We start from the raw sequence: 19,163 nt of genomic DNA on the forward strand, positions 1-19,163 counted from the left end.
AAAAGCTCCGGTGCTCGGCGCGGCATACGGGAAAAAACCGTCCCGGAATTGAAAGTCGGTTGATTCCCTCGTTCCCACGCGCCGCGTGGGAATGCAGACTATCCGCGCCAGCGGTAACATTAGACCAAGCTATCAAACGAGGTCAATCGTACAGGCGGAGCTTGGGGTGTTGCGAAAAGCATTGTCCTACACAAAGTCCTGGGCAATGGCACGTTGAGGCGTTATGGTTTAGTTGTGCCATCAGAACTCTCAACAGCTTGGGCTGTTGGATTCAACCGCCGGATGCGGAAAACCGCATGTCCGGTGGTGTGGCAGAGGTGACGGGCGCAATCCCGTCATCCCGAGCCGATCCGAATGCTTTAAGGCCAACATACGGCGCAATACGGCTGCGCCTATTGACGCCCTACGAATTGCGCCTTATGGCCTTGCCGCACCCCTTCGGGCTATTCCCGCCGAAAGCTCCGGTGCTCGGCGCGGCATACGGGAGAAAACCATCCATTGATTTGGAGGTTGTGTAGAATTGGAAGCTATAGGGTACATAGCGCCAACGTATTGCACTCATTTGAAGGCCAATATTCGGTGTCATACGGCTAACGCCTATCATATCCTATGCATTGAGGCTTATGCGGTTCCGCTTTTATTGCTTGTTCTTTTAACTAATTGTTAGCCATAAATTATGCTTAGAGAAACCTTTGCACGCCGTTTTACTGAATTGGAGGCGAGCTTTTCTTCCATCATTTTCACGCCTTATGGCGCGGGAAGGTCTGACAGGCGGGTTGCCGACGGGCAATGGGAAAAATGGGCGACAAGCGCACAAAGCCTAATTCGTGCAGTATTTGGGGAGCCATCTCCTCACTATCAAAACTTTCTCAAGGCATATGGGAACTGCCGTGGAGCAGAACACAGTGTAAGAACTTTGAATGCACTATTTCTCAGCGCAAAAGAGGACTTTGAGGGCGGTTATGTATTCGATGTTGAGTTAAGGGTTTCCGGTGAGGTATTCGGCGACTTTATAGCGCTCGCCCGCAAATCTCTTACTGAAGGACACAAAGACGTTGCAGCCGTTCTTGCCTGTGCTGCACTCGAAGATGCCCTTAAGCGATTTGCTGATGCCAATGGACTTGTTGTCGGAGACAAGACCATGCAAGAAGTAGTAAATGCATTGAAGTCGGCAGGCCTTGTTGTGGGTGCTCAGAAGACTCTGCTGGACGCGATGCCTAGAATTAGAAACCTTTCTATGCATGCTGAGTGGGACAAAATCGCCGAACCAGATGTAAGCAGCGTATTGGGTTTCGTGGAACAATTCCTGCTGTCAAAGTTCAGCCATGGCTAACGCAGCGTGGTTCTCTCCCGTATGCCGCGCCGAGCACCGGAGCTTTTGAACGGATTAGCCCGTTAGGGGCGATGCAGGGATGCATCGCGTTGCCGAAGGGGCAGGAAGCCCCTTTTGGCAACCCCGTTCAAAAGCAAGGAGCGCAGGGAATGAGCGGCATCCGGGTGGCCTTTTCTTTGGATACTTTCTTTTGGCCACGCAAAAGAAAGTATCTCGGCTGTCGGGCCGAGACCCGACTTACAAACAACCCGTCGCGCCAGCGACACATCACATTAGTCCTTAGACCAGATCAGTTCGAACGGACCAGTTCAGTCCAAAAAGTTAGGAAGACCGAAGCTGACTATGCTTCACCCCATACCCAAAATAAATCAAAAACCCAATCAGCAGCCAAACAAACAAGCGAATCCAGGTATCCACCGGCAATCCCGCCATCAAACTCAAACACACCAAAATCCCGCCAATCGGCACGTAAGGCACGGCTGGGCATTTGAAGTGGCGTTCCATTTCCGGATGGCTGTTACGTAAAATCCAGACGCCGCCGCACACCAACACGAACGCGAACAAAGTGCCGATACTGACCAACTCGCCAAGCTTCTCGATAGGCATGAAACCGGCGAGTAAGGAGACCGCGACGCCGACCAGGATGGTCGATAAATGCGGTGTTTGGTATTTCGGATGCACCTGCGCGAATAGCGGCGGTAACAATTGATCCTTGGCCATTGAGAAGAAAATCCGGCTCTGCCCCATCAACAGCACCAACATCACCGAAGTCAAGCCGGCGATGGCGGCTATTTTAATGATCGGTGACAGCCAGCCCATGCCGACATGGTCGACCGCCAGCGCAATGGGTGCTGGGACGTTGAGTTCGGTGTAGGAAATGATGCCGGTCAATACGCCTGCCACCAGAATGTAAAGCAAGGTGCAGACTGCCAGCGAACCTATGATGCCGATAGGTACGTCGCGCTGCGGGTTGATGGCTTCCTGGGCGGCGGTGGAAACGGCGTCGAAGCCGATGTACGCAAAGAAAATTACCCCGGCCCCGGTCAATACGCCACCGAAGCCGAAAGGCATGAAGTTCGACCAATTTTCTCCTGTTTCTATGTGTTGGGAGCCGGCGATGATGAAGACGACAATTACCGACAGTTTGATTAACACCATGACGAAATTGAAGATGGCCGATTGGCGGATGCCGATCACCAACAGGCCGGTCAGCAATAAAATAATTGCCACCGCCGGCAGATTGATGAAGCCGGCTGCGGGGTTGGCCAGATAGGCGGTGGTGAGATAGGTGGGTAAATGCACGCCAAAGTTTTCCAGAAAACTGGTGAGGTAGCCGGCCCAGCCTATTGCCACCGTGCTGCTGGCCAGGGCGTATTCCAGGATTAAATCCCAGCCTATGATCCAGGCCATCAGTTCGCCCATCGTCGCGTAAGCGTAACTGTAGGCACTGCCGGAAACCGGAATCATCGCCGCCAGTTCGCTGTAACACATGGCCGCCAGGCCGCAGGCGATGCCGGCCAAAATGAACGACACTACGATGGCAGGTCCGGCATATTTGGCGGCGGCGATGCCGGTCAGCACAAAGATGCCGGCGCCGATGACCGCGCCGATGCCCAGGATGGTCAAGTCCTTGGCGGTGAGGGTTTGCTTTAAGCCGTGTTCCACGTCGGTTAGGGCTTCGACGGATTTGCGTTGCAGTAATTGCTTGGGGATTTGCATGAAGTGGTCTCGATTATTTGGAAGAGGTGGGCTTGACGGAATCGGGCAGGTTTTGGGCGCCGTCGAAGCGCGTTCCGGTCGTCACGGCCTCGGTAAAAATCGCGTCGTGCAATTTGGCTTGCGAGAAATTGGCGTTGGTCAGATTGGCACCGGTCAGATTGGCGCCGTCCATTTCGGCGGAATACAGATCGGCGTTTTGTAAGTTGGCGTTATTCAGTTTGGCGTGTTTTAACATGGCCCGGCCAAGCTGGGCGTTGCTGAGATTGGCACCGGTCAAATTGGCGCCTTTCAAGCTGGCGCGCATCAGGCCCATCGATTGATTCTTCATGTCCGCCGCCCATTGCACATTGCTGAGATTGGCGTGGCTTAAATTCGCGCCATCCATGATCGCCACTACCCGGCTGCCGCTCATATCGGCGTTGCTCAGGTCGGCGTGCATCAGGCTGACGCCGAAGATGCTGGTGTTGGCTAGATTAGCGGCGCTCAGCTTGATATTGGTCATCACCGTCAAATCCAGCGTCAGGCCTTGCAGATTGCTTTTATTCAGATTGGAGCGTCGCAGGTCGGCGCCCCATAAGTCGGCATTGCGAAAATCCAGATTCGACAAGTCCAGGTCGGTTAGATCCTTACGGCGCAGGTCGGCGGGGTGTTGCTTGTCGGCCTTGGCCAGCATTTGCTCGACTTGGGCGCGGGTGAGATCGGCGGCATGGGCTATGCTTTGACTCGCCAGAAATAGCGCTAGAAATGTTTTGATCGATAAGTTTGTCATTAAAACCTCCGCAATATTGTCATTGTTGATTCGGATAATCCGCTTGGCAGGACCGTATTGTCGTTGATAGTAACAGGGTCACAGACAGACTCAACGAGAAAAATGCTGCCGGGATTGTACTTGGATTTTTCTGGGGATTAAGCGGGACGCGGCCAAGGGAGGTTGTGGGTGGCCGCGCGGCCCCAGTTAAACGTAGCTTGCGGAATTGCTGTTACATTACAATGCCTTCGATGAGCCAGATATTTTCGATTTTTTCAGCGTTGCACCAATCACTCTAAAAGAAACATAACATGACAGAAACTTCGCTAGCCGCGCTTGTCGTTGATTTGGATGGCACGCTGACGCCCACCGACACCTTGGTCGAATCGGTATTACAGGTCTGTAAACGGCAGCCGCACGCTATATTCAAATTGCCGTTTTGGTTAGCGAAGGGGCGAGCGGCGTTTAAAGCGCGCGTGGCGCAAGCATCGGCCCTTGATGTCGAGAATTTGCCTTATCGAACCGATTTGCTGGACTATCTGCGCGCGGAAAAACGCAAAGGTAGACAGTTGGTGTTGGCTACCGCGGCGCATACCGATATTGCCGATGCGGTTGCCAAGCATTTGGATTTGTTCGATAAGGTGTTAGGCAGCGACGAAAGCCGAAATTTAAAAGGTGTCAACAAGCTGGAGGCCATCCGCCAGGCAGTGGGGCCGAATTTCATTTACGCCGGCGACAGCAAGGCCGATTTGCCGATTTGGCGAGCCGCGCAAGCCGCAATCCTGGTTAATACCTCAAAGCCGGTCGCGAAATTTGTGCGGGAACATACACCGATAGAACAGGAATTTACTGCCAACCTGAACCAAATCCGGTTGTGGTTGCGCGCGCTGCGGGTGCACCAATGGCTGAAAAATTTGTTGATATTCGTGCCGCTGCTAACGGCTTTTTCGTTTGATGATTTGGATAAGTTGGGTACCGTTGTACTGGGCTTCTTCGGGTTTTCCTTGGCCGCGTCCGCCACGTATATGGGTAACGATTTGTGGGACCTGGACAGCGACCGTAATCATCCGCGTAAGAAATTTAGGCCGTTTGCCAGCGCTGAATTGCCCATTCTGAAAGGTCTGGCAGCCGCTTGCGGGTTATTGCTGACCGGCCTGGTGTTAGCGCTCGCCGTGTCGCAGGCCTTTTTGGGTATGTTGCTGCTGTATTTATTCGTCACCACTACTTATACATGGCTATTGAAATCCTATGTATTGATCGATGTAATGGTGCTATCTCTGCTGTATACGCTCAGGATTATTGCCGGTTCCGTGGCCGCGTCGGTAGCGACCAGTTCCTGGCTGTTGGCTTTTTCGGTGTTTATCTTTTTCAGTCTGGCTTTAGTCAAGCGTTGTTCCGAACTGGTCGCTTTGCAACAAAAAGGCCGGGAAACCACACACGGCCGCGATTATCGGGCGGTGGATCTGGTAGTGCTTTGGCCCTTGGGTGTCAGTTCCGCGTTGTGCGCGGTGGTGGTGTTTGGTTTATTTATTACCTCGGCGGAGACTCAGATACGTTACCTAAATCCGCAGCTGTTATGGTTTGTGGCGATAGGCTTGATTTATTGGTTAGCACGCCTGTGGATTAAAACCGCTCGCGGGGAAATGCACGACGACCCGCTGGTGTTTGCGGTTCGCGACTTCGGTAGCCGGATCACAGTGCTCTTGATGCTGTTCGCCACATTAGCCGCTCATTTTTCACATTGGGAATAAGCCATGCAAATTCTACTGATCGCTATTTTTAGCATCGTCCTGTCTGTCGCCGCGCAGTTTATGCTGAAACTCGGCATGTCCAGTGTGGATGTCAAGCAGGCGATGGCCGGGCCGCTGACACCACGCCTGCCTTGGATCGTATTTACCAACAAATTTGTGTTTGCCGGGTTTACCTTATACGGTGTCGGCGCCATAGTTTGGTTGAAGGTTTTGGCATCCTGGGATGTCAGTAAAGCCTATCCCTTGGTAGGACTGGGTTTCGCATTAACTGTGCTGATCGGCATGCTGCTCGGCGAGACTGTCACTGCTTTCCGCGTCTTGGGCATTTTGCTGATTTGCGAGGGCGTTTGGCTGGTAGCCAATTCCTGACCCTATTACGAGATAACTAATAAGTATGACTTGGCAACTCAGAGCTCTTTTACATCAATTATGCATTCTGTCGGCGATATCGCTAGTGATGATGGTGCATATGCACTACCGGTCGCCGAGTTTTCCGTTTACGCCTGACAGCGCCAGCTATATCGAACAAGCCAGAAATTTTCTCAATTCAGGCAGCTTGCTGATTACTCCGTATGGCTTGGCGCCGGGAGATCAGGATCAGGTCGAGAATCGTTTGTTTCCCGTGGGTTTTGCTGTCGTTCTGGCGGCCGTTTCCAGTTTCGGTATCGATGCGAAAGATGCCGCGATAGGTTTGGCGCATTTTTCTGCCATTACATTGCCGTGGTTATTATTTTTTAGTTTTCGGCAGAGCCTTGGACCTCTTTATGCTTTGCTGCTGGCCGGATTAGCAGCATTATCACCCGGTGTGCTCAAGCATTCGCTGATGGGGCTGACCGATGTATTCGGTTTATGGTTAGCGGTGGCTGTTATTGGGTTGACGCTTAACTCGCGGTCCATCGTCGGCTTTATCTTCGCTGGTTTGCTTGCCGGTATGGCTTACGCAATCAGAAATGCGCATTTAGCGCTGCTGGCTAGCGTTATTTGTTATTTTTGCTACTGCTGGTTAAGCAGTGCCGCTGGGGAACGGCGCGTTGTTTTGCTGCGCGCTATTGCGGCGATGTTTGGCATGGCCGTGGTCGTAGCGCCGCTGCTGCTCAGAAATATAGTGATGTTTGGGTCGCTGAATCCCTATGTGATGGGGCCAAGCACGATAGGTTTTGTCGAGAATTTACGCACCTATATCGAGGCTTTGCTAAAGGATGCAACGGCTTGTAGCGAATGTGCCCGGTATGTGGCTTGGTCGCTGCCTGGTTTACTGGGATTCGGGGTTTTGATTGTTGCCTCTGCCTACGCGGCTTATAAATACCGTTGCTCCAATCTACCGACTTTCGGTAAAAAAACCTTGGCTATTTCAACTATTTATCTGGTCATGGGGTCCTGTGTGGTCGTTGCTGCCCGTACCCGCTATCAATGGGGCGAGGTGATTAATCTTCGCCACACCCTGCAATATTCGCCTTTTTTATGGGCTGGAATGTTTGCGCTGTTGGCTGATCATGGCAGGCAGCCCGCTATTATTGCCTGGAAGCAGGCCAAATTGGCGATTTCTGTTTGCTTGGTGTTTTTCCATGCTAGCTATGCGGTCAATTCGGAGAGTTTCCGCAACAGCGATAACGACTACCCGAAATTGGCGCAGGCATTTTCAATTGGAAAAGCCTATTTGTGCGGCAATCAGGCAGATACTTACTTGGTATCGAACTGGGCGCATGTGTTTCGGATAGAGTGCGGCGCACGAGTCCGCCAGATTGAAGCCATTGCCGCAGGGACAAAGGGTGGTGAAATGCGAGCGTTCATGTCCGCAGGTGATGGGTATATGTCAGTGCTCGAAGCTGTCAGTGACATAAAACAGCAAGCCGGCAGCAGACCAATTCGCGTCGGTTTATTTCCGGGCCGATTCGGTGTGGAATCTGAAAATTTGCCTTTGTCAGCCGTTGATGAACGGCAAATAGTGGCAAATGGCTGGCATATTATTAAAAACGATCAACAGGGCCTGATTCTGGAATATCCAAAAGTCGGCTCAGAGCAAATGAATTTGCAATGACTCGTTATCGCAAAAATGTGTTTAAGACCGCGCTGGATTTTGACAACAAGCAGTTGAATCTGTGTGTGGCCAAAATTAACGCGCAACAGGCCTTGCTGACCATTGTCAGGACGGCGTTACCGGCTGAGATTGCTCCGCATGCTCAACATTGCGTGGCGTCAGGTGCGCAGATACTGTTGTACTGCGATTCGGCCAGCTGGGCATCGCAAATTCGGTTTTTCAATCGAGCGATTTTAGACAAATTGCATGATGCGGGGCATCCCTATATTGTCCGCTTGCAAGTACGGATTGTCCCGCCGACAGGCGAGCCGATTCGGCCAAAACGCACACCGCGCTTGCCGTCAGCGGAAAATGTCGGTTTGATCGCACAGCAGATTAAGCAGGCGGATGAACAGGATGTTTTGGCGGCGGCTTTGGCGCGTTTGGGTGCTACGTTGGCGAAACGCTTGCGGGAAGATTAGTAGGTTTTGGCAGGATTGTGGCCGATCAAGTTGACCGGCCACGGCACAGCTTAATGTCTGTGTGATGCGGGATTATCCTGTCGCGCGTGCTGATGTTTGCGCGGAATGCATAAAGGAAATCGGTGCGTCCTCGGCATTTTCGAAAGTCACCATTTCCCAGGCGTCTTTGTCGTTCATCAGGCTCAGCAGCAACTTGTTGTTCAGCGCGTGGCCGGATTTAAAACCCTGGTATTCGCCAATCAGGCTGTAACCCAACAAATACAAGTCGCCGATGGCGTCGAGAATTTTGTGTTTCACGAATTCGTCGGCATAACGCAGACCGTCTTCGTTCAACACTTTATCGTCGTCCACCACGATGGCGTTATCCAGACTGCCGCCCAGCGCCAGATTGTTCTCGCGTAAAAACTCGATGTCCTTCATAAAGCCGAAAGTACGGGCTCGGCTGACTTCTTTAACGAAGGTCGTCGAAGAGAAATCCATCACCGCTGTTTTCAAATGCTCGGAAAACGCCGGATGTTCGAAATCGATGGTAAAGGTCACTTTAAAACCCTCGAAGGGTTCGAACGCGGCCCACTTGTCGCCGTCTTCCACGCGGATTGCGCGCTTGATACGGATATATTGTTTGGGGACGTCCTGTTCGACCACGCCGGCCGATTGCAACAGAAACACAAACGGACCGGCGCTGCCGTCCATGATAGGCACTTCGGCGGCGCTGACATCGACAATCGCATTGTCTATGCCCAAACCGGCCAAAGCTGACAGCAAATGTTCGACGGTGGACACCTTAACGCCGTCGCGGACCAAAGTCGTGGACAGCTTGGTTTCGCCGACATTTTCAGGGCGCGCGGCTATCATCACCGGGGTTTCCAAATCCACGCGGCGAAAACGGATGCCGGTATCGGGCTCGGAGGGGTGCAAGGTCAGATACACTTTATCGCCGGTATGCAAACCAACGCCGGTGGCTCTGATGGTGTTTTTTAAAGTACGCTGTTTAATCATGAAATGCCGACAAATAGGTAAAACAAAGCCGGGGAGTCTATCACAGATTATGCGATAGCTCCCCCCGAACTTGGTTGTGCAGCCTCATAAGGACTCGTCGCAAGCGGACCTTAGTCTGCTTGACGTCTCAAGAAAGCCGGTACATCCAAGTAATCCAAATCGACGTCGTTTCTAGGTTGCGCGCCGAAGCGGGATTCCCGAGTCGATTCCTGTTTTTGCTGGCGGACGATGGTCGGTTTGTCCAATTGATCGTAATTGATCTCGCCGGCCGCGACTTTTTTCACCAGACTGATAGGCGAAGCCGCTTGCTTGGCTTTTTCACCCATACCGGTGGCGACGACGGTGACTTTAATTTCCTGCCCCATCGCTGGATTAACTGCCATACCGATTTTCATGTCGGCGTCTTCGGAAGCGAAGGCGTGCATGATGCTGCCGATTTCGTCGAACTCGTTCAAGCCCAAGTCGCCGTTGGAGGTGACGTTCACCAAAATGCCGCGCGCGCCTTGCAGATTGTTGTCATCCAACAATGGGCAGGCAATGGCTTTTTCCGCCGCTAAACGGGCGCGATTTTCGCCGCTGGCGACGCCGGTGCCCATGATGGCGCTGCCCATATTGGACATCACAGTCTTGACGTCGGCAAAGTCGACGTTCATCAGGCCGGGGTGAGTGATTAGCTCGGTAATGCCTTGTACCGCGTCGCGCAACACGTCGTTAGCGGCGCGGAAGGCTTCTACCAGCGATTTATTGTTGCCCAAAGTCGGCAGCAGTTTTTGGTTAGGAATGATGATCAAGGAATCGACCAGTTTTTCCAGTTCGCGTAAACCGGCATCGGCCACGCCTTTTTTCTTGGAACCTTCAAAATCAAAAGGTTTGGATACGACAGCGACTGTCAACACGCCCAGTTCTTTCGCCACTTCGGCAAATACCGCGATGGCACCGGTACCGGTACCGCCGCCCATACCAGCGGTCAGAAACACCATGTCGGCGCCGGCAATGACTTCGCGGATGCGGTCGCGATTTTCTTCAGCCGCCGCTCTACCGACTTCAGGGCGAGTGCCCGCTCCCAGGCCTTTGGTGAGTTCAACACCCAATTGCACGATGGACTCTACATTCATTTCCCGCAGGGCTTGGGCATCGGTGTTGGCGCAGATAAACTGCACGCCGTCGATACCGTCTTCCACCATGTGGTTAACCGCGTTGCCGCCACCGCCACCCACGCCGATGACTTTGATAACCGCGGTGCCGCTACTATCCAATAATTCATATTTCATTTTCACACCCTCCAGACAAAAAATTAAAAATTTCCTTGAAACCAGCTTTTGATTTTTGACAACAGATCCGCGCCATCATCGTTCATGCCTAACGCCCGGCCGTGATGATCCTTGCCGTACAGCAACAAACCCACCGCGGTCGAATAAATCGGGTTTTCCGCTACATCGGTCAATCCGGATACATGCAGCGGTACCCCCATGCGAACCGGCATATGGAAGATTTCCTCCGCCAATTCGACCAATCCCCTCACTTGCGAACTGCCACCGGTAATCACCATGCCGGCGGCAATTAAATCTTCATAACCACTTCTTCTTAACTCTGCTTGCACCAACAACATCAATTCTTCATAACGCGGCTCGACGATTTCCGCCAGATTCTGCGCGGAAATTTTGCGCGGCTCGCGGTCGCCGATGCTGGGCACCGCGATGGTTTGTTGCGGATCGGCCAATTGCGTCAACGCGCAAGCGTATTGGCGTTTGATCTCCTCCGCGTTTTTGGTCGGTGTGCGCAGCGCCACGGCGATGTCGTTGGTCACCTGATCGCCGGCGATGGGAATCACCGCCGTGTGCTTGATCGCGCCTTCCGAGAAAATCGCAATATCGGTCGTGCCGCCGCCGATGTCGATCAGGCAGACGCCCAGATCTTTTTCATCGTCAGTCAATACCGCCGCGCAGGAGGCCAGTTGCTCCAACACGATGTCGTCCACATCCAGCCCGCATTTACGGATACATTTGACGATGTTCTGTTCGGCACTGACGCTGCTGGTGACCATGTGCACCTTGGCTTCCAAACGAATGCCGGACATGCCGATGGGCTCCTTGATGCCTTCCTGCTGGTCGATCACAAACTCCTGCGGCAGGATGTGCAGGATTTTCTGATCGGCCGGAATCGCCACTGCCCGCGCCGAATCGATCACTCTATCGATGTCGTGCTGGGTCACTTCCTTTTCCTTGATGGCGACGATGCCGTGCGAATTCAGGCTTTTGATATGGCTGCCGGCAATCCCGGCAAATACCGATTTGATCTGGCAGCCCGCCATCAATTCGGCTTCTTCTATCGCCCGCTGGATGGAGTGCACGGTCGATTCCAGATTGACCACGATGCCTTTTTTCAAGCCCTTGGACGGTGCGGTGCCGATGCCAATCACTTCGATTTCGTCGCCACCGCGGTATTCACCAACGATAGCAGCCACTTTCGACGTGCCTATATCCAGCCCCACTAATAAATTTCGATCTGTCTTTTTGGCCATTGTTTATGCTCAGTAAGCGTTTAAATCAGGTTTTTATTTTTTTCCACGATTGCTTTCCAATCGATGTTGGTGACTTCCGGTTTCCAGGTCACTGCAAAGCCGTTCGGGTACCGGGTATCCACGCTGGCTATTTGCGCCAGCTGTTCCTCGCCCAATAAATCCATGGTTTTTAAAAAGCGTTGCATATTTTCCAGCGGTGCTTTTCTACCCAATTGCATTTCCATGCCGCTGGCTAACTTAATCCGCCAGGCTCGCCGTTCGTTGACATGAAATTCCGCGAGCTGCATCGATTTATCCTTCAGCACGATGTAGACGCCTTTCATGATCTCCAGCAGCTTCTTTTCCTGGCCGTCCGGGCCGGTAATCAGCGGCAAATTTTTAAATTCGTCGATATTGTCCGGCACCAATAAATCGCCTTGTTTGTTCAGCAGCGCCGATTTGCCCCAGCGTACCACCGGCTTTTGCTCGGTGATTTTGATATGCACCGCATCCGGCCACACCCGCTTCACATCGACCTTATCCACCAATGGCAGCGCTTTGATCGCTTGATGAATCGCGTTCATGTCGGCCTGGTAATAGCCCTGTTTCATTTGCGGCGCCAATACTTCTTTCAGCCTATCCTTGCTGGTGTATTGGAACGCGCCTTCAATCTTGACGTAGCGGATCGGCTTGCTGCTCAGTGCGCTGACACCGAATTGCTGCCAAGTCCACCAGCCGCCGCCGATCAACAGCGCGGTCATTAAAATCACACTAAACCGGCTCACCTGTACCCGCCATGCTGGTTTCCAAAATCCGCCAGACCAATTCCTCGAAACTGATGCCCACCGCTTTTGCAGCCATCGGCACCAAACTGTGGTCGGTCATGCCGGGTACGGTATTCACTTCGATCAGTTGCGATTGGCCATTGCTGTCGATAAACACATCCACCCGCGCCCAGCCTTTTACGTTCAAGGCCTGGCAGGCTTGTACCGCCAAGGCTTGCAATTGTTGTTCGCGCTCCGCGCTCAAGCCGCAGGGGCAATGGTATTTCGTGGTATTGGCCCGGTACTTGGCGTCGAAATCGTAAAAGGTATTCGGCGTTTCCAAACGGATGGCTGGCAGCGCTTCACCGTCCAGCACACCGACGGTGTATTCCTGGCCCTGTACCCATTGCTCGGCATACACGTCGCAACGAAATTGGCTGGCGAGCTCCAAAGCGGCCGCCAGTTCATCGCGGTTAGTGGCTTTGCTCATGCCGATGCTGGAGCCTTCCTGCGCAGGTTTGACGATCACCGGAAAACCCAGTTTGGCGATGCAGGCTTCAATATCGGTTTCGCTTTTCAGTACAAACCATAGCGGCGTACTCAAGCCTAAACCTTGCCAGCACAACTTGGTACGCAATTTATCCATGCTCAATGCCGAAGCCATCACCCCGGAACCGGTATACGGCAAGTCCAAAACTTGCAAAACCGCTTGCAGTACGCCGTCTTCGCCGCCGCGGCCGTGGATCACGTTGAATACTCTGTCGACTTTGAGATTGGTTAAAGCCTCAATCGGGCTGCCGGTCACGTCTATCGCTACCGCGTCGATGCCTTGCGCTTTCAAGGCTTGATATACCGCGTTGCCGCTGTTCAAGGATATTTCGCGTTCGGCAGCGGAGCCGCCCAACAGCACGGCGACTTTGCCGAAATCGGCGGCATTTTTGATGCGTAATGGCTTCATGCTTTTTCACCTACCCGGCAGACTTCAGTTTGCAGACTGATGCCGAATTGCGTTCGTACTTGGGTTTGAATATGTTCGATCAAGGCTTCTATATCTTCCGAGCTGGCGTTGCCGCGATTTTCGATAAAATTGGCGTGTTTTTCCGACACCACCGCGCCGCCGATAGCAAAGCCTTTCAGGCCGCAGGCTTCGATCAAGCGCGCCGCGTAATCGCCGGGCGGATTCTTGAATACCGAGCCGCAAGTCGGCTTATTGGTCGGTTGCGAGGCGTTACGTTTTTCCAACAGCGCTTTGATGTGTTGTTGGCTGGCTTCGCTGTTGCCTTTGCTCAATTTCAACTGGGCTGACAAAAACCATTCGTCAGCCAGACCTTTGACTGAACGGTAGGCCACTTCAAATTCGTGATGGTCGCGCAGAATGACTTCACCGCGCGGGTTGATCATTTCAACCCGTTCCACAATGCTCCAGGTCTCGCCGCCAAACGCGCCGGCATTCATTTTCAGTGCGCCGCCCATCGTGCCGGGGATGCCGGCTAAAAACTCGGCGCCGGTCAAGCCTAAGTCCGCGCAAAAGCGGGCGACATGGGCGCAAGGTACGCCGGCTTCCACGTAAACCCGTTCGGAGTCGGCGAGATACATTTCCTTCAGTCGGCCGCGGGTGTTGATCACAGTGCCGCGAATGCCGCCGTCGCGCACCAATAAATTGCTACCCAAACCCATCCAGTACAGCGGTTCGCCGGCCGGCAGGCTGGCGATAAATTCGATCAGATCGGCCTTGTTTTCCGGGATGTACAGGTGCTGGGCCGGACCGCCGACCCGCCAGCTGGTGTATTTCGCCAGTGGCTCGTTATTTAATAAAGTGCCTCTAGCCACCATCACTTTAGGGCCTCGGCCAATTGTTGCGGCAATTCGGCAGCGATCTGGCCGACGTTGCCGGCGCCCATGGTCAATACCACGTCGTCTTTTTCGACGATGCCGGCCAGGATGGTCGCCAAGTCTTCACGGTTTTGCACGAATACCGGGTCAACCTGGCCGCGCACCCTGATCGAGCGGCTCAAGGCTTTGCCATCAGCACCGGTAATCGGCGCTTCGCCGGCCGAATACACGTCCAGCAAAATCAGTACATCGACGCTGGACAATACTTCGACGAAATCTTCGAATAAGTCGCGGGTGCGGGTGTAGCGGTGCGGTTGAAACACGACGACTTTACGGCGGCTCGGCCAGGCTTGGCGCAAGGCTTCCAGCGTGGCGGCCAATTCGCGCGGATGGTGGCCATAATCGTCAACCAAGGTCAGCTTGCCGCCTTGGAAATCCACGTCGCCGTTGATTTGAAAACGCCTGCCCACACCTTTGAATTCCGCCAGACTCTTTACAATAGCCGCATCGTCCACACCCAGGGCGGTGGCGATAGTCGTCGCAGCTAAGGCGTTCAGCATGTTGTGCCAGCCGGGCAGGTTCAGCGTGACTTGCAAGGGCGGTAAATCACCCCAGCGCAACACCGTGAAATGAGTGCGTAAGCCGTCCTGGCGAATATCCACAGCGCGTACGTCGGCGTAACTACTGACGCCGTAGGTCTTCACCGGCTTGGATACATTAGGCAGCACGTCGCAGACGCCCGGATCGTCTATGCACATCACCGCCAAACCGTAGAACGGCAATTGATGCAGGAATTTCAGGAAAGTGTCCTTGAGTTTGCTGTAGCTGCCGCCATAGGTCTCCATATGGTCTTGGTCGATGTTGGTGACAATCGCCATCATTGGCTGCAGGAACAAGAACGACGCATCGCTTTCGTCGGCCTCAGCCACCAAATATTTACCCAAACCCAGTTTGGCGTTGGCGCCGGCGCTATTCAAACGGCCGCCGATCACAAAAGTGGGGTCCAGGCCGCCTTCGGCCAGCATCATCGTGGTCAGGCTGGTTGTGGTGGTTTTACCGTGGGTACCGGCTACAGCGATGCCGAAGCGAAAACGCATCAGTTCCGCCAGCATTTCCGCGCGCGGAATCACCGGGATACGGTTCTCATAGGCGGTGACGATTTCCGGGTTGGTTCTATCGACAGCGGTGGAGGTGACGACCACATCGACATCAGTCACATTGTCGGCGTGATGGCCAAAATAAACCTTGACGCCCATCGCTTGCAGGCGATCGGTAACCGCCGAGCCTTTAATATCCGAGCCGGACACGCTATAGCCCAAGTTGGATAGCACTTCGGCGATGCCGCTCATGCCGGTGCCGCCGATGCCGACAAAATGGATTTTGTCGATGTCGCCCAGCGCTTGGTTGTCGATGTGGGGGCGGTTCATACGGCAGCCTCCGCAACGCAAATATCGGCCACGGTCTGAGTGGCGGCGAGTCTGGCCTTGGCTTTGGCGGCCCGGCTCATGGATGTCAATGATGTCATGGCTTGTTCTAGGGTTTTACGCAGATTGTCCGCGTTTAATTCGGGTTGCGGCAGCAAGATGGCTGCACCGGCTTCGCTTAAATATTTGGCATTGGCGGTTTGATGATCGTCGATGGCGTGCAGCAAGGGCACAAAAATCGCCGGTAAACCGCAGGCCGCTACTTCGCTGACTGTCATCGCGCCGGCTCTGCAGATGATCAAATCGGCCCATTGGTAAGCACCGGCCATATCCTCGATAAAGGCCAGGGCTTCGGCGTTCAGACCCAGCTTGCGGTAGCGCTCGGCCACTTCAGCTTGCATGGCGCTGCCGGTCTGGTGCTTTACGTCAAGATTGCTCAATCCGGCCAATGCCTCGGGCACAGTTTCGTTTAGGACTTTTGCGCCCTGGCTACCACCCAGGATCAAAACCCTTAAATTGCGTCCGGCTTGCGGGTGCCATTCGGATTTTTCCGGCAGATTAATGAACGCATCTCTTAACGGGTTGCCGGTGCAGATCGCTTGTACCGACTTGGCGAAGCTGTCCGGAAATGCTTCCAATACTTTGCGGGCAGCGAGCTTTACCAACAAGCGGTTGGTGGTGCCGGGTACCCGGTTTTGCTCGTGTATTACCAACGGGATACCCAGCCATTTCGCCATCAGGCCGCCCGGACCAGCCACAAAGCCGCCCATGCCCAATACCACATTCGGTTGACGCTGTTTCAGTATGTGCCTGGCCTGCAGACAGGCTTGAATCAATTTAAAACCTGCGCCGAGTTTGGACAGTAGTCCCTTGCCGCGCATACCCGCTACTGCCAGCCAGTCGATGTCGATGTTGTTGGCGGGCACCACCCGGCTTTCCAGGCCTTTCTCGGTACCCAGCCAGCTGACTTGCCAGCCACGCTCGCGCATTTCCTGGGCGACCGCCAGTGCTGGAAACACGTGTCCGCCGGTGCCGCCTGCCATGATGACGATGCGGCCGCTCATGCGTGTTTCCCCTTCACATTGCTTTTATTGTTTTCGGTCACTTCGTAGTGAATCCGAAACAATACCGCCATCGCGCCGCACATCACGATCATACTGCCGCCACCGTAGCTCATCAGTGGCAAGGTCAAACCTTTGGTGGGCAGCATGCCCATGTTGACGCCCATATTCACGAAGGATTGGAAGCCAAACCAGATACCCAAGCCATAAGCCGCCAAGGCAGAAAATTTCAGACCGGCTTGCTCGGCTTGCTCGCCAATCGCAAAGGCGCGCACGACCAGGGCGGCGAATAGGCCGATGATCAGCAGCACGCCGAGCAGGCCGAGTTCTTCACCCAATACGGAGAACAAAAAGTCGGTATGCGCTTCCGGCAGGTAAAACAGTTTTTGCAGACCGTTGCCCAAGCCAACGCCGAAAAATTCGCCGCGACCGAAAGAAATCAAAGCCTGGGTGAGCTGAAAGCCGGTATCTCTGGCATCGGCCCACGGATCCATGAAGCTGGTGACCCGCGCCAGTCGATAGGGCGATTCAATGACCAAGATCACCGCTAAACTGGCGACCAAACCCAATAATATAATGAATTGAGAAATTCGGGCGCCGCCCAGAAACATCATGCCCATGGCAATGATCAGAATCACCACCGCCGAGCCGAAGTCGGGCTCGAGCAATAACAGTACGCAAGCTACCGAAAACAGCATCAACGGCTTGACCAAGCCGAACGCGGAGCGGCGGACGTGGTCGGCATGACGGGTGACGTAACCGGCCATATAAATCACCGAGATGAATTTCACGACTTCCGATACCTGGATCCGTAAGCCCAGAATCGATAGCCAGCGGATACTGCCGTTAACCCTGATGCCGACGCCGGGAATCAATACCACCAGCAGCAAGGCCAGGCCGGCGATGAACAGGGTTTGGCCCATTCTTTCCCAGCTTTGCATCGGGATGTTCAAAATGATCGCGGAAAAGCCCAAGCCAAAAGCAATATGAATGAGTTGCTTGAAGGGATAGTGCGAAATGTCGTCGGCCATTTTGACGCCCAGATGCAAAGAGGACGACGTGACCAGCATAAAACCGATGCCCAGCAGGCTGAAGCACGCCAACATCAACACCGGGTCGACGTGCAGGCGGTTTTGCGCGCGGGGCTTGGGCGTCGGTTTCAACATAAGGGCAGACTCATCACGGCTTCCGCGAACTTATTGCCGCGGTCAACATAGCTGCGGTATTGATCCAGGCTGGCGCAGGCCGGTGACAGCAGCACGCTGTCGCCTTCGCTGGCCAAACTGGCGGCGATGGTGACCGCTTCTTTCATGTTGCCGGCGAAATGGACAGGCACACAGTTATTCAAAGCCTGCGCAATCAATGGCGCATCTTTGCCTATCAGGACCACGGCCTTGGTTTTTTCGGTGACGGCAGGCACTAGTTCAGTCATGTCTGCGCCTTTAGTTTCGCCGCCGGCAATTAAAACAACTTTATGCTCGTAGCCGTTTAGCGCGGCGATACACGCACCGATGTTGGTGGCTTTGGAATCGTTAACCCAATTGATGCCGCCTTTTTCCGCGACTTTTTGCATGCGGTGCGGAAGACCTTTGAATTTTCTGAGCGCATCGCACATTTTGGTGATGCTTAGACCGGCAGCCGTGCCCAGGGCCAGCGCCGCCAACGCATTGGCGATGTTGTGGCTACCTTCCAGGCGCAATTTACTGGCTGCCATCAAGGCTTGTTCGCCTTGCATTAAAGTATCGATTTCGCCGCGACGCAGATAAAAATCGGCTTGAGTTTGGGTGGAAAAAGTCAATGTTTGCCGGGCGGGATCGCGCATGTCCATGACCATCGGGTCGTCGGCATTCAAGATCATCACGCCGTCACCCCGAAACACCCGCTGCTTTTCCGCCGCATAACCGGCCATGCCGTCATGGCGATCCAGATGGTCCGGACTGACGTTTAATACCGTGGCGACTTTGGCGTTTAAAGCGGTGGTGCGCTCCAATTGGAAGCTAGACAGTTCCAATACGTAAAGTTCGGCGTCTTGTTGCAGCAAATCCAGCGCCGGTGTGCCGAGGTTGCCGCCGATGGCGGTTTTGACGCCAGCGGCGTTAGCCATTTCGCCCAGCATGGTGGTAACCGTGCTTTTACCGTTGGAGCCGGTGATGGCGATAACCGGTTTATCAGTGGCGCAAGCGAATAAGTCGATGTCGCTGAGTACGGTAACGCCCGCCTGTACGGCTTTTTGGATGGCCGCTTCGTGTAAAGACACGCCAGGGCTGACCAGCAAGTGAGTGGCGACATCCAGCGCGGATTGGTCGAAACCGCCGGAAAACACCGGTACGTCCGGCATTTGTTCGCGCAAATTATCGATCAGCGGCGGATTTTTCCGGCTGTCGATTACGGCGAATTTAATCGGGGTCTTTTGCAAAAATTGAGCAGCCGAATAGCCGGTAGCGCCTAGACCGACGATCAATAGGCGAGCGTTATCCGGATTTAAGTTGAAATGGGTTTCCAGATTGCTGAGTAGGGCGGTGGTGTTCATGC

At 53.9% G+C, this 19,163-nt stretch carries 17 protein-coding genes; 5 read left to right on the top strand and 12 right to left on the bottom strand.

Annotated features, from left to right (window positions below):
• Nucleotides 1-676 precede the first annotated feature (676 nt).
• On the top strand, nucleotides 677-1,333 hold the full coding sequence (locus DDY07_RS23955; protein WP_216614792.1) for a hypothetical protein: 657 nt from the start codon (nucleotides 677-679) through the stop codon (nucleotides 1,331-1,333).
• Nucleotides 1,334-1,654: 321 nt separating this feature from the next.
• Here the strand turns inward: DDY07_RS23955 and DDY07_RS20625 are convergent, their stop codons facing one another.
• Together DDY07_RS20625 and DDY07_RS20630 are read right to left on the bottom strand one after the other, a co-directional pair.
• On the bottom strand, nucleotides 1,655-3,052 hold the full coding sequence (locus DDY07_RS20625) for an amino acid permease (protein ID WP_171697270.1): 1,398 nt from the start codon (nucleotides 3,050-3,052) through the stop codon (nucleotides 1,655-1,657).
• A gap of 13 nt (nucleotides 3,053-3,065) precedes the next feature.
• On the bottom strand, nucleotides 3,066-3,821 hold the full coding sequence (locus DDY07_RS20630; protein WP_253734560.1) for a pentapeptide repeat-containing protein: 756 nt from the start codon (nucleotides 3,819-3,821) through the stop codon (nucleotides 3,066-3,068).
• Between the two features lie 290 nt (nucleotides 3,822-4,111).
• Between DDY07_RS20630 and DDY07_RS20635 the strand changes: the two genes are divergently transcribed.
• Genes DDY07_RS20635 through DDY07_RS20650 form a run of 4 tightly spaced genes read left to right on the top strand, consistent with a single transcriptional unit; the run spans nucleotide 4,112 to nucleotide 8,050 of the window.
• Complete coding sequence (locus tag DDY07_RS20635; protein WP_171697271.1) at nucleotides 4,112-5,551, top strand: UbiA family prenyltransferase; 1,440 nt, start codon at nucleotides 4,112-4,114, stop codon at nucleotides 5,549-5,551.
• A gap of 3 nt (nucleotides 5,552-5,554) precedes the next feature.
• Nucleotides 5,555-5,920, top strand: coding sequence for a membrane protein (locus DDY07_RS20640; protein WP_033156796.1), 366 nt, complete (start codon nucleotides 5,555-5,557; stop codon nucleotides 5,918-5,920).
• Nucleotides 5,921-5,945: 25 nt separating this feature from the next.
• Nucleotides 5,946-7,589: a hypothetical protein gene (locus DDY07_RS20645; protein ID WP_171697272.1), complete on the top strand. Its 1,644-nt coding sequence runs from the start codon at nucleotides 5,946-5,948 to the stop codon at nucleotides 7,587-7,589.
• Nucleotides 7,586-8,050: a DciA family protein gene (locus DDY07_RS20650; protein WP_171697273.1), complete on the top strand. Its 465-nt coding sequence runs from the start codon at nucleotides 7,586-7,588 to the stop codon at nucleotides 8,048-8,050. Before DDY07_RS20645 ends, DDY07_RS20650 begins: the two co-directional genes overlap by 4 nt.
• A gap of 72 nt (nucleotides 8,051-8,122) precedes the next feature.
• Here DDY07_RS20650 and lpxC read toward each other — a convergent pair whose 3' ends face one another.
• From lpxC to murD, 10 genes are all read right to left on the bottom strand, one after another.
• Entirely contained in the window at nucleotides 8,123-9,049 is a 927-nt protein-coding gene (gene lpxC / locus DDY07_RS20655) for a UDP-3-O-acyl-N-acetylglucosamine deacetylase (protein WP_033156794.1), read from the bottom strand.
• A gap of 110 nt (nucleotides 9,050-9,159) precedes the next feature.
• Nucleotides 9,160-10,320, bottom strand: a complete 1,161-nt coding sequence (gene ftsZ, locus DDY07_RS20660; RefSeq protein WP_033156793.1) for a cell division protein FtsZ — start codon at nucleotides 10,318-10,320, stop codon at nucleotides 9,160-9,162.
• A 23-nt stretch (nucleotides 10,321-10,343) separates the two neighbouring features.
• On the bottom strand, nucleotides 10,344-11,570 hold the full coding sequence (ftsA, locus tag DDY07_RS20665) for a cell division protein FtsA (RefSeq protein ID WP_020483769.1): 1,227 nt from the start codon (nucleotides 11,568-11,570) through the stop codon (nucleotides 10,344-10,346).
• Between the two features lie 20 nt (nucleotides 11,571-11,590).
• On the bottom strand, nucleotides 11,591-12,334 hold the full coding sequence (locus tag DDY07_RS20670; RefSeq protein ID WP_171697274.1) for a cell division protein FtsQ/DivIB: 744 nt from the start codon (nucleotides 12,332-12,334) through the stop codon (nucleotides 11,591-11,593).
• Nucleotides 12,321-13,271, bottom strand: a complete 951-nt coding sequence (locus tag DDY07_RS20675) for a D-alanine--D-alanine ligase (RefSeq protein WP_171697275.1) — start codon at nucleotides 13,269-13,271, stop codon at nucleotides 12,321-12,323. Before DDY07_RS20675 ends, DDY07_RS20670 begins: the two co-directional genes overlap by 14 nt.
• Complete coding sequence (gene murB / locus DDY07_RS20680; protein ID WP_171697856.1) at nucleotides 13,268-14,146, bottom strand: UDP-N-acetylmuramate dehydrogenase; 879 nt, start codon at nucleotides 14,144-14,146, stop codon at nucleotides 13,268-13,270. The genes DDY07_RS20675 and murB overlap by 4 nt, the downstream gene beginning before the upstream one ends.
• Nucleotides 14,146-15,573 (bottom strand): UDP-N-acetylmuramate--L-alanine ligase, encoded by a 1,428-nt coding sequence (gene murC, locus DDY07_RS20685; protein ID WP_171697276.1) that lies wholly within the window; start codon nucleotides 15,571-15,573, stop codon nucleotides 14,146-14,148. The genes murB and murC overlap by 1 nt, the downstream gene beginning before the upstream one ends.
• Nucleotides 15,570-16,634, bottom strand: coding sequence for an undecaprenyldiphospho-muramoylpentapeptide beta-N-acetylglucosaminyltransferase (gene murG / locus DDY07_RS20690; RefSeq protein WP_171697277.1), 1,065 nt, complete (start codon nucleotides 16,632-16,634; stop codon nucleotides 15,570-15,572). Before murG ends, murC begins: the two co-directional genes overlap by 4 nt.
• A complete protein-coding gene (ftsW, locus tag DDY07_RS20695; protein ID WP_171697278.1) occupies nucleotides 16,631-17,797 on the bottom strand; it encodes a putative lipid II flippase FtsW in 1,167 nt (388 codons plus the stop codon). Before ftsW ends, murG begins: the two co-directional genes overlap by 4 nt.
• Nucleotides 17,791-19,161: a UDP-N-acetylmuramoyl-L-alanine--D-glutamate ligase gene (murD, locus tag DDY07_RS20700; RefSeq protein WP_171697280.1), complete on the bottom strand. Its 1,371-nt coding sequence runs from the start codon at nucleotides 19,159-19,161 to the stop codon at nucleotides 17,791-17,793. The genes ftsW and murD overlap by 7 nt, the downstream gene beginning before the upstream one ends.
• Nucleotides 19,162-19,163: the final 2 nt, after the last annotated feature.

Origin of the sequence: Methylomonas sp. ZR1 (assembly GCF_013141865.1) — a bacterium.
GTDB lineage: Bacteria > Pseudomonadota > Gammaproteobacteria > Methylococcales > Methylomonadaceae > Methylomonas.

What these genes read in the sequence shown, in the direction of transcription:
- murC (WP_171697276.1), bottom strand. Translation starts at nt 15,573, where the DNA reads ATGAACCGCCCCCACATCGACAACCAAGCGCTGGGCGACATCGACAAA.
- ftsW (WP_171697278.1), bottom strand. Translation starts at nt 17,797, where the DNA reads ATGTTGAAACCGACGCCCAAGCCCCGCGCGCAAAACCGCCTGCACGTC.
- DDY07_RS20675 (WP_171697275.1), bottom strand. Translation starts at nt 13,271, where the DNA reads ATGAAGCCATTACGCATCAAAAATGCCGCCGATTTCGGCAAAGTCGCC.
- DDY07_RS20645 (WP_171697272.1), top strand. Translation starts at nt 5,946, where the DNA reads ATGACTTGGCAACTCAGAGCTCTTTTACATCAATTATGCATTCTGTCG.
- DDY07_RS23955 (WP_216614792.1), top strand. Translation starts at nt 677, where the DNA reads ATGCTTAGAGAAACCTTTGCACGCCGTTTTACTGAATTGGAGGCGAGC.
- murD (WP_171697280.1), bottom strand. Translation starts at nt 19,161, where the DNA reads ATGAACACCACCGCCCTACTCAGCAATCTGGAAACCCATTTCAACTTA.
- DDY07_RS20635 (WP_171697271.1), top strand. Translation starts at nt 4,112, where the DNA reads ATGACAGAAACTTCGCTAGCCGCGCTTGTCGTTGATTTGGATGGCACG.
- ftsA (WP_020483769.1), bottom strand. Translation starts at nt 11,570, where the DNA reads ATGGCCAAAAAGACAGATCGAAATTTATTAGTGGGGCTGGATATAGGC.
- murG (WP_171697277.1), bottom strand. Translation starts at nt 16,634, where the DNA reads ATGAGCGGCCGCATCGTCATCATGGCAGGCGGCACCGGCGGACACGTG.
- DDY07_RS20625 (WP_171697270.1), bottom strand. Translation starts at nt 3,052, where the DNA reads ATGCAAATCCCCAAGCAATTACTGCAACGCAAATCCGTCGAAGCCCTA.
- murB (WP_171697856.1), bottom strand. Translation starts at nt 14,146, where the DNA reads ATGGTGGCTAGAGGCACTTTATTAAATAACGAGCCACTGGCGAAATAC.
- DDY07_RS20650 (WP_171697273.1), top strand. Translation starts at nt 7,586, where the DNA reads ATGACTCGTTATCGCAAAAATGTGTTTAAGACCGCGCTGGATTTTGAC.
- DDY07_RS20640 (WP_033156796.1), top strand. Translation starts at nt 5,555, where the DNA reads ATGCAAATTCTACTGATCGCTATTTTTAGCATCGTCCTGTCTGTCGCC.
- ftsZ (WP_033156793.1), bottom strand. Translation starts at nt 10,320, where the DNA reads ATGAAATATGAATTATTGGATAGTAGCGGCACCGCGGTTATCAAAGTC.
- lpxC (WP_033156794.1), bottom strand. Translation starts at nt 9,049, where the DNA reads ATGATTAAACAGCGTACTTTAAAAAACACCATCAGAGCCACCGGCGTT.
- DDY07_RS20630 (WP_253734560.1), bottom strand. Translation starts at nt 3,821, where the DNA reads ATGACAAACTTATCGATCAAAACATTTCTAGCGCTATTTCTGGCGAGT.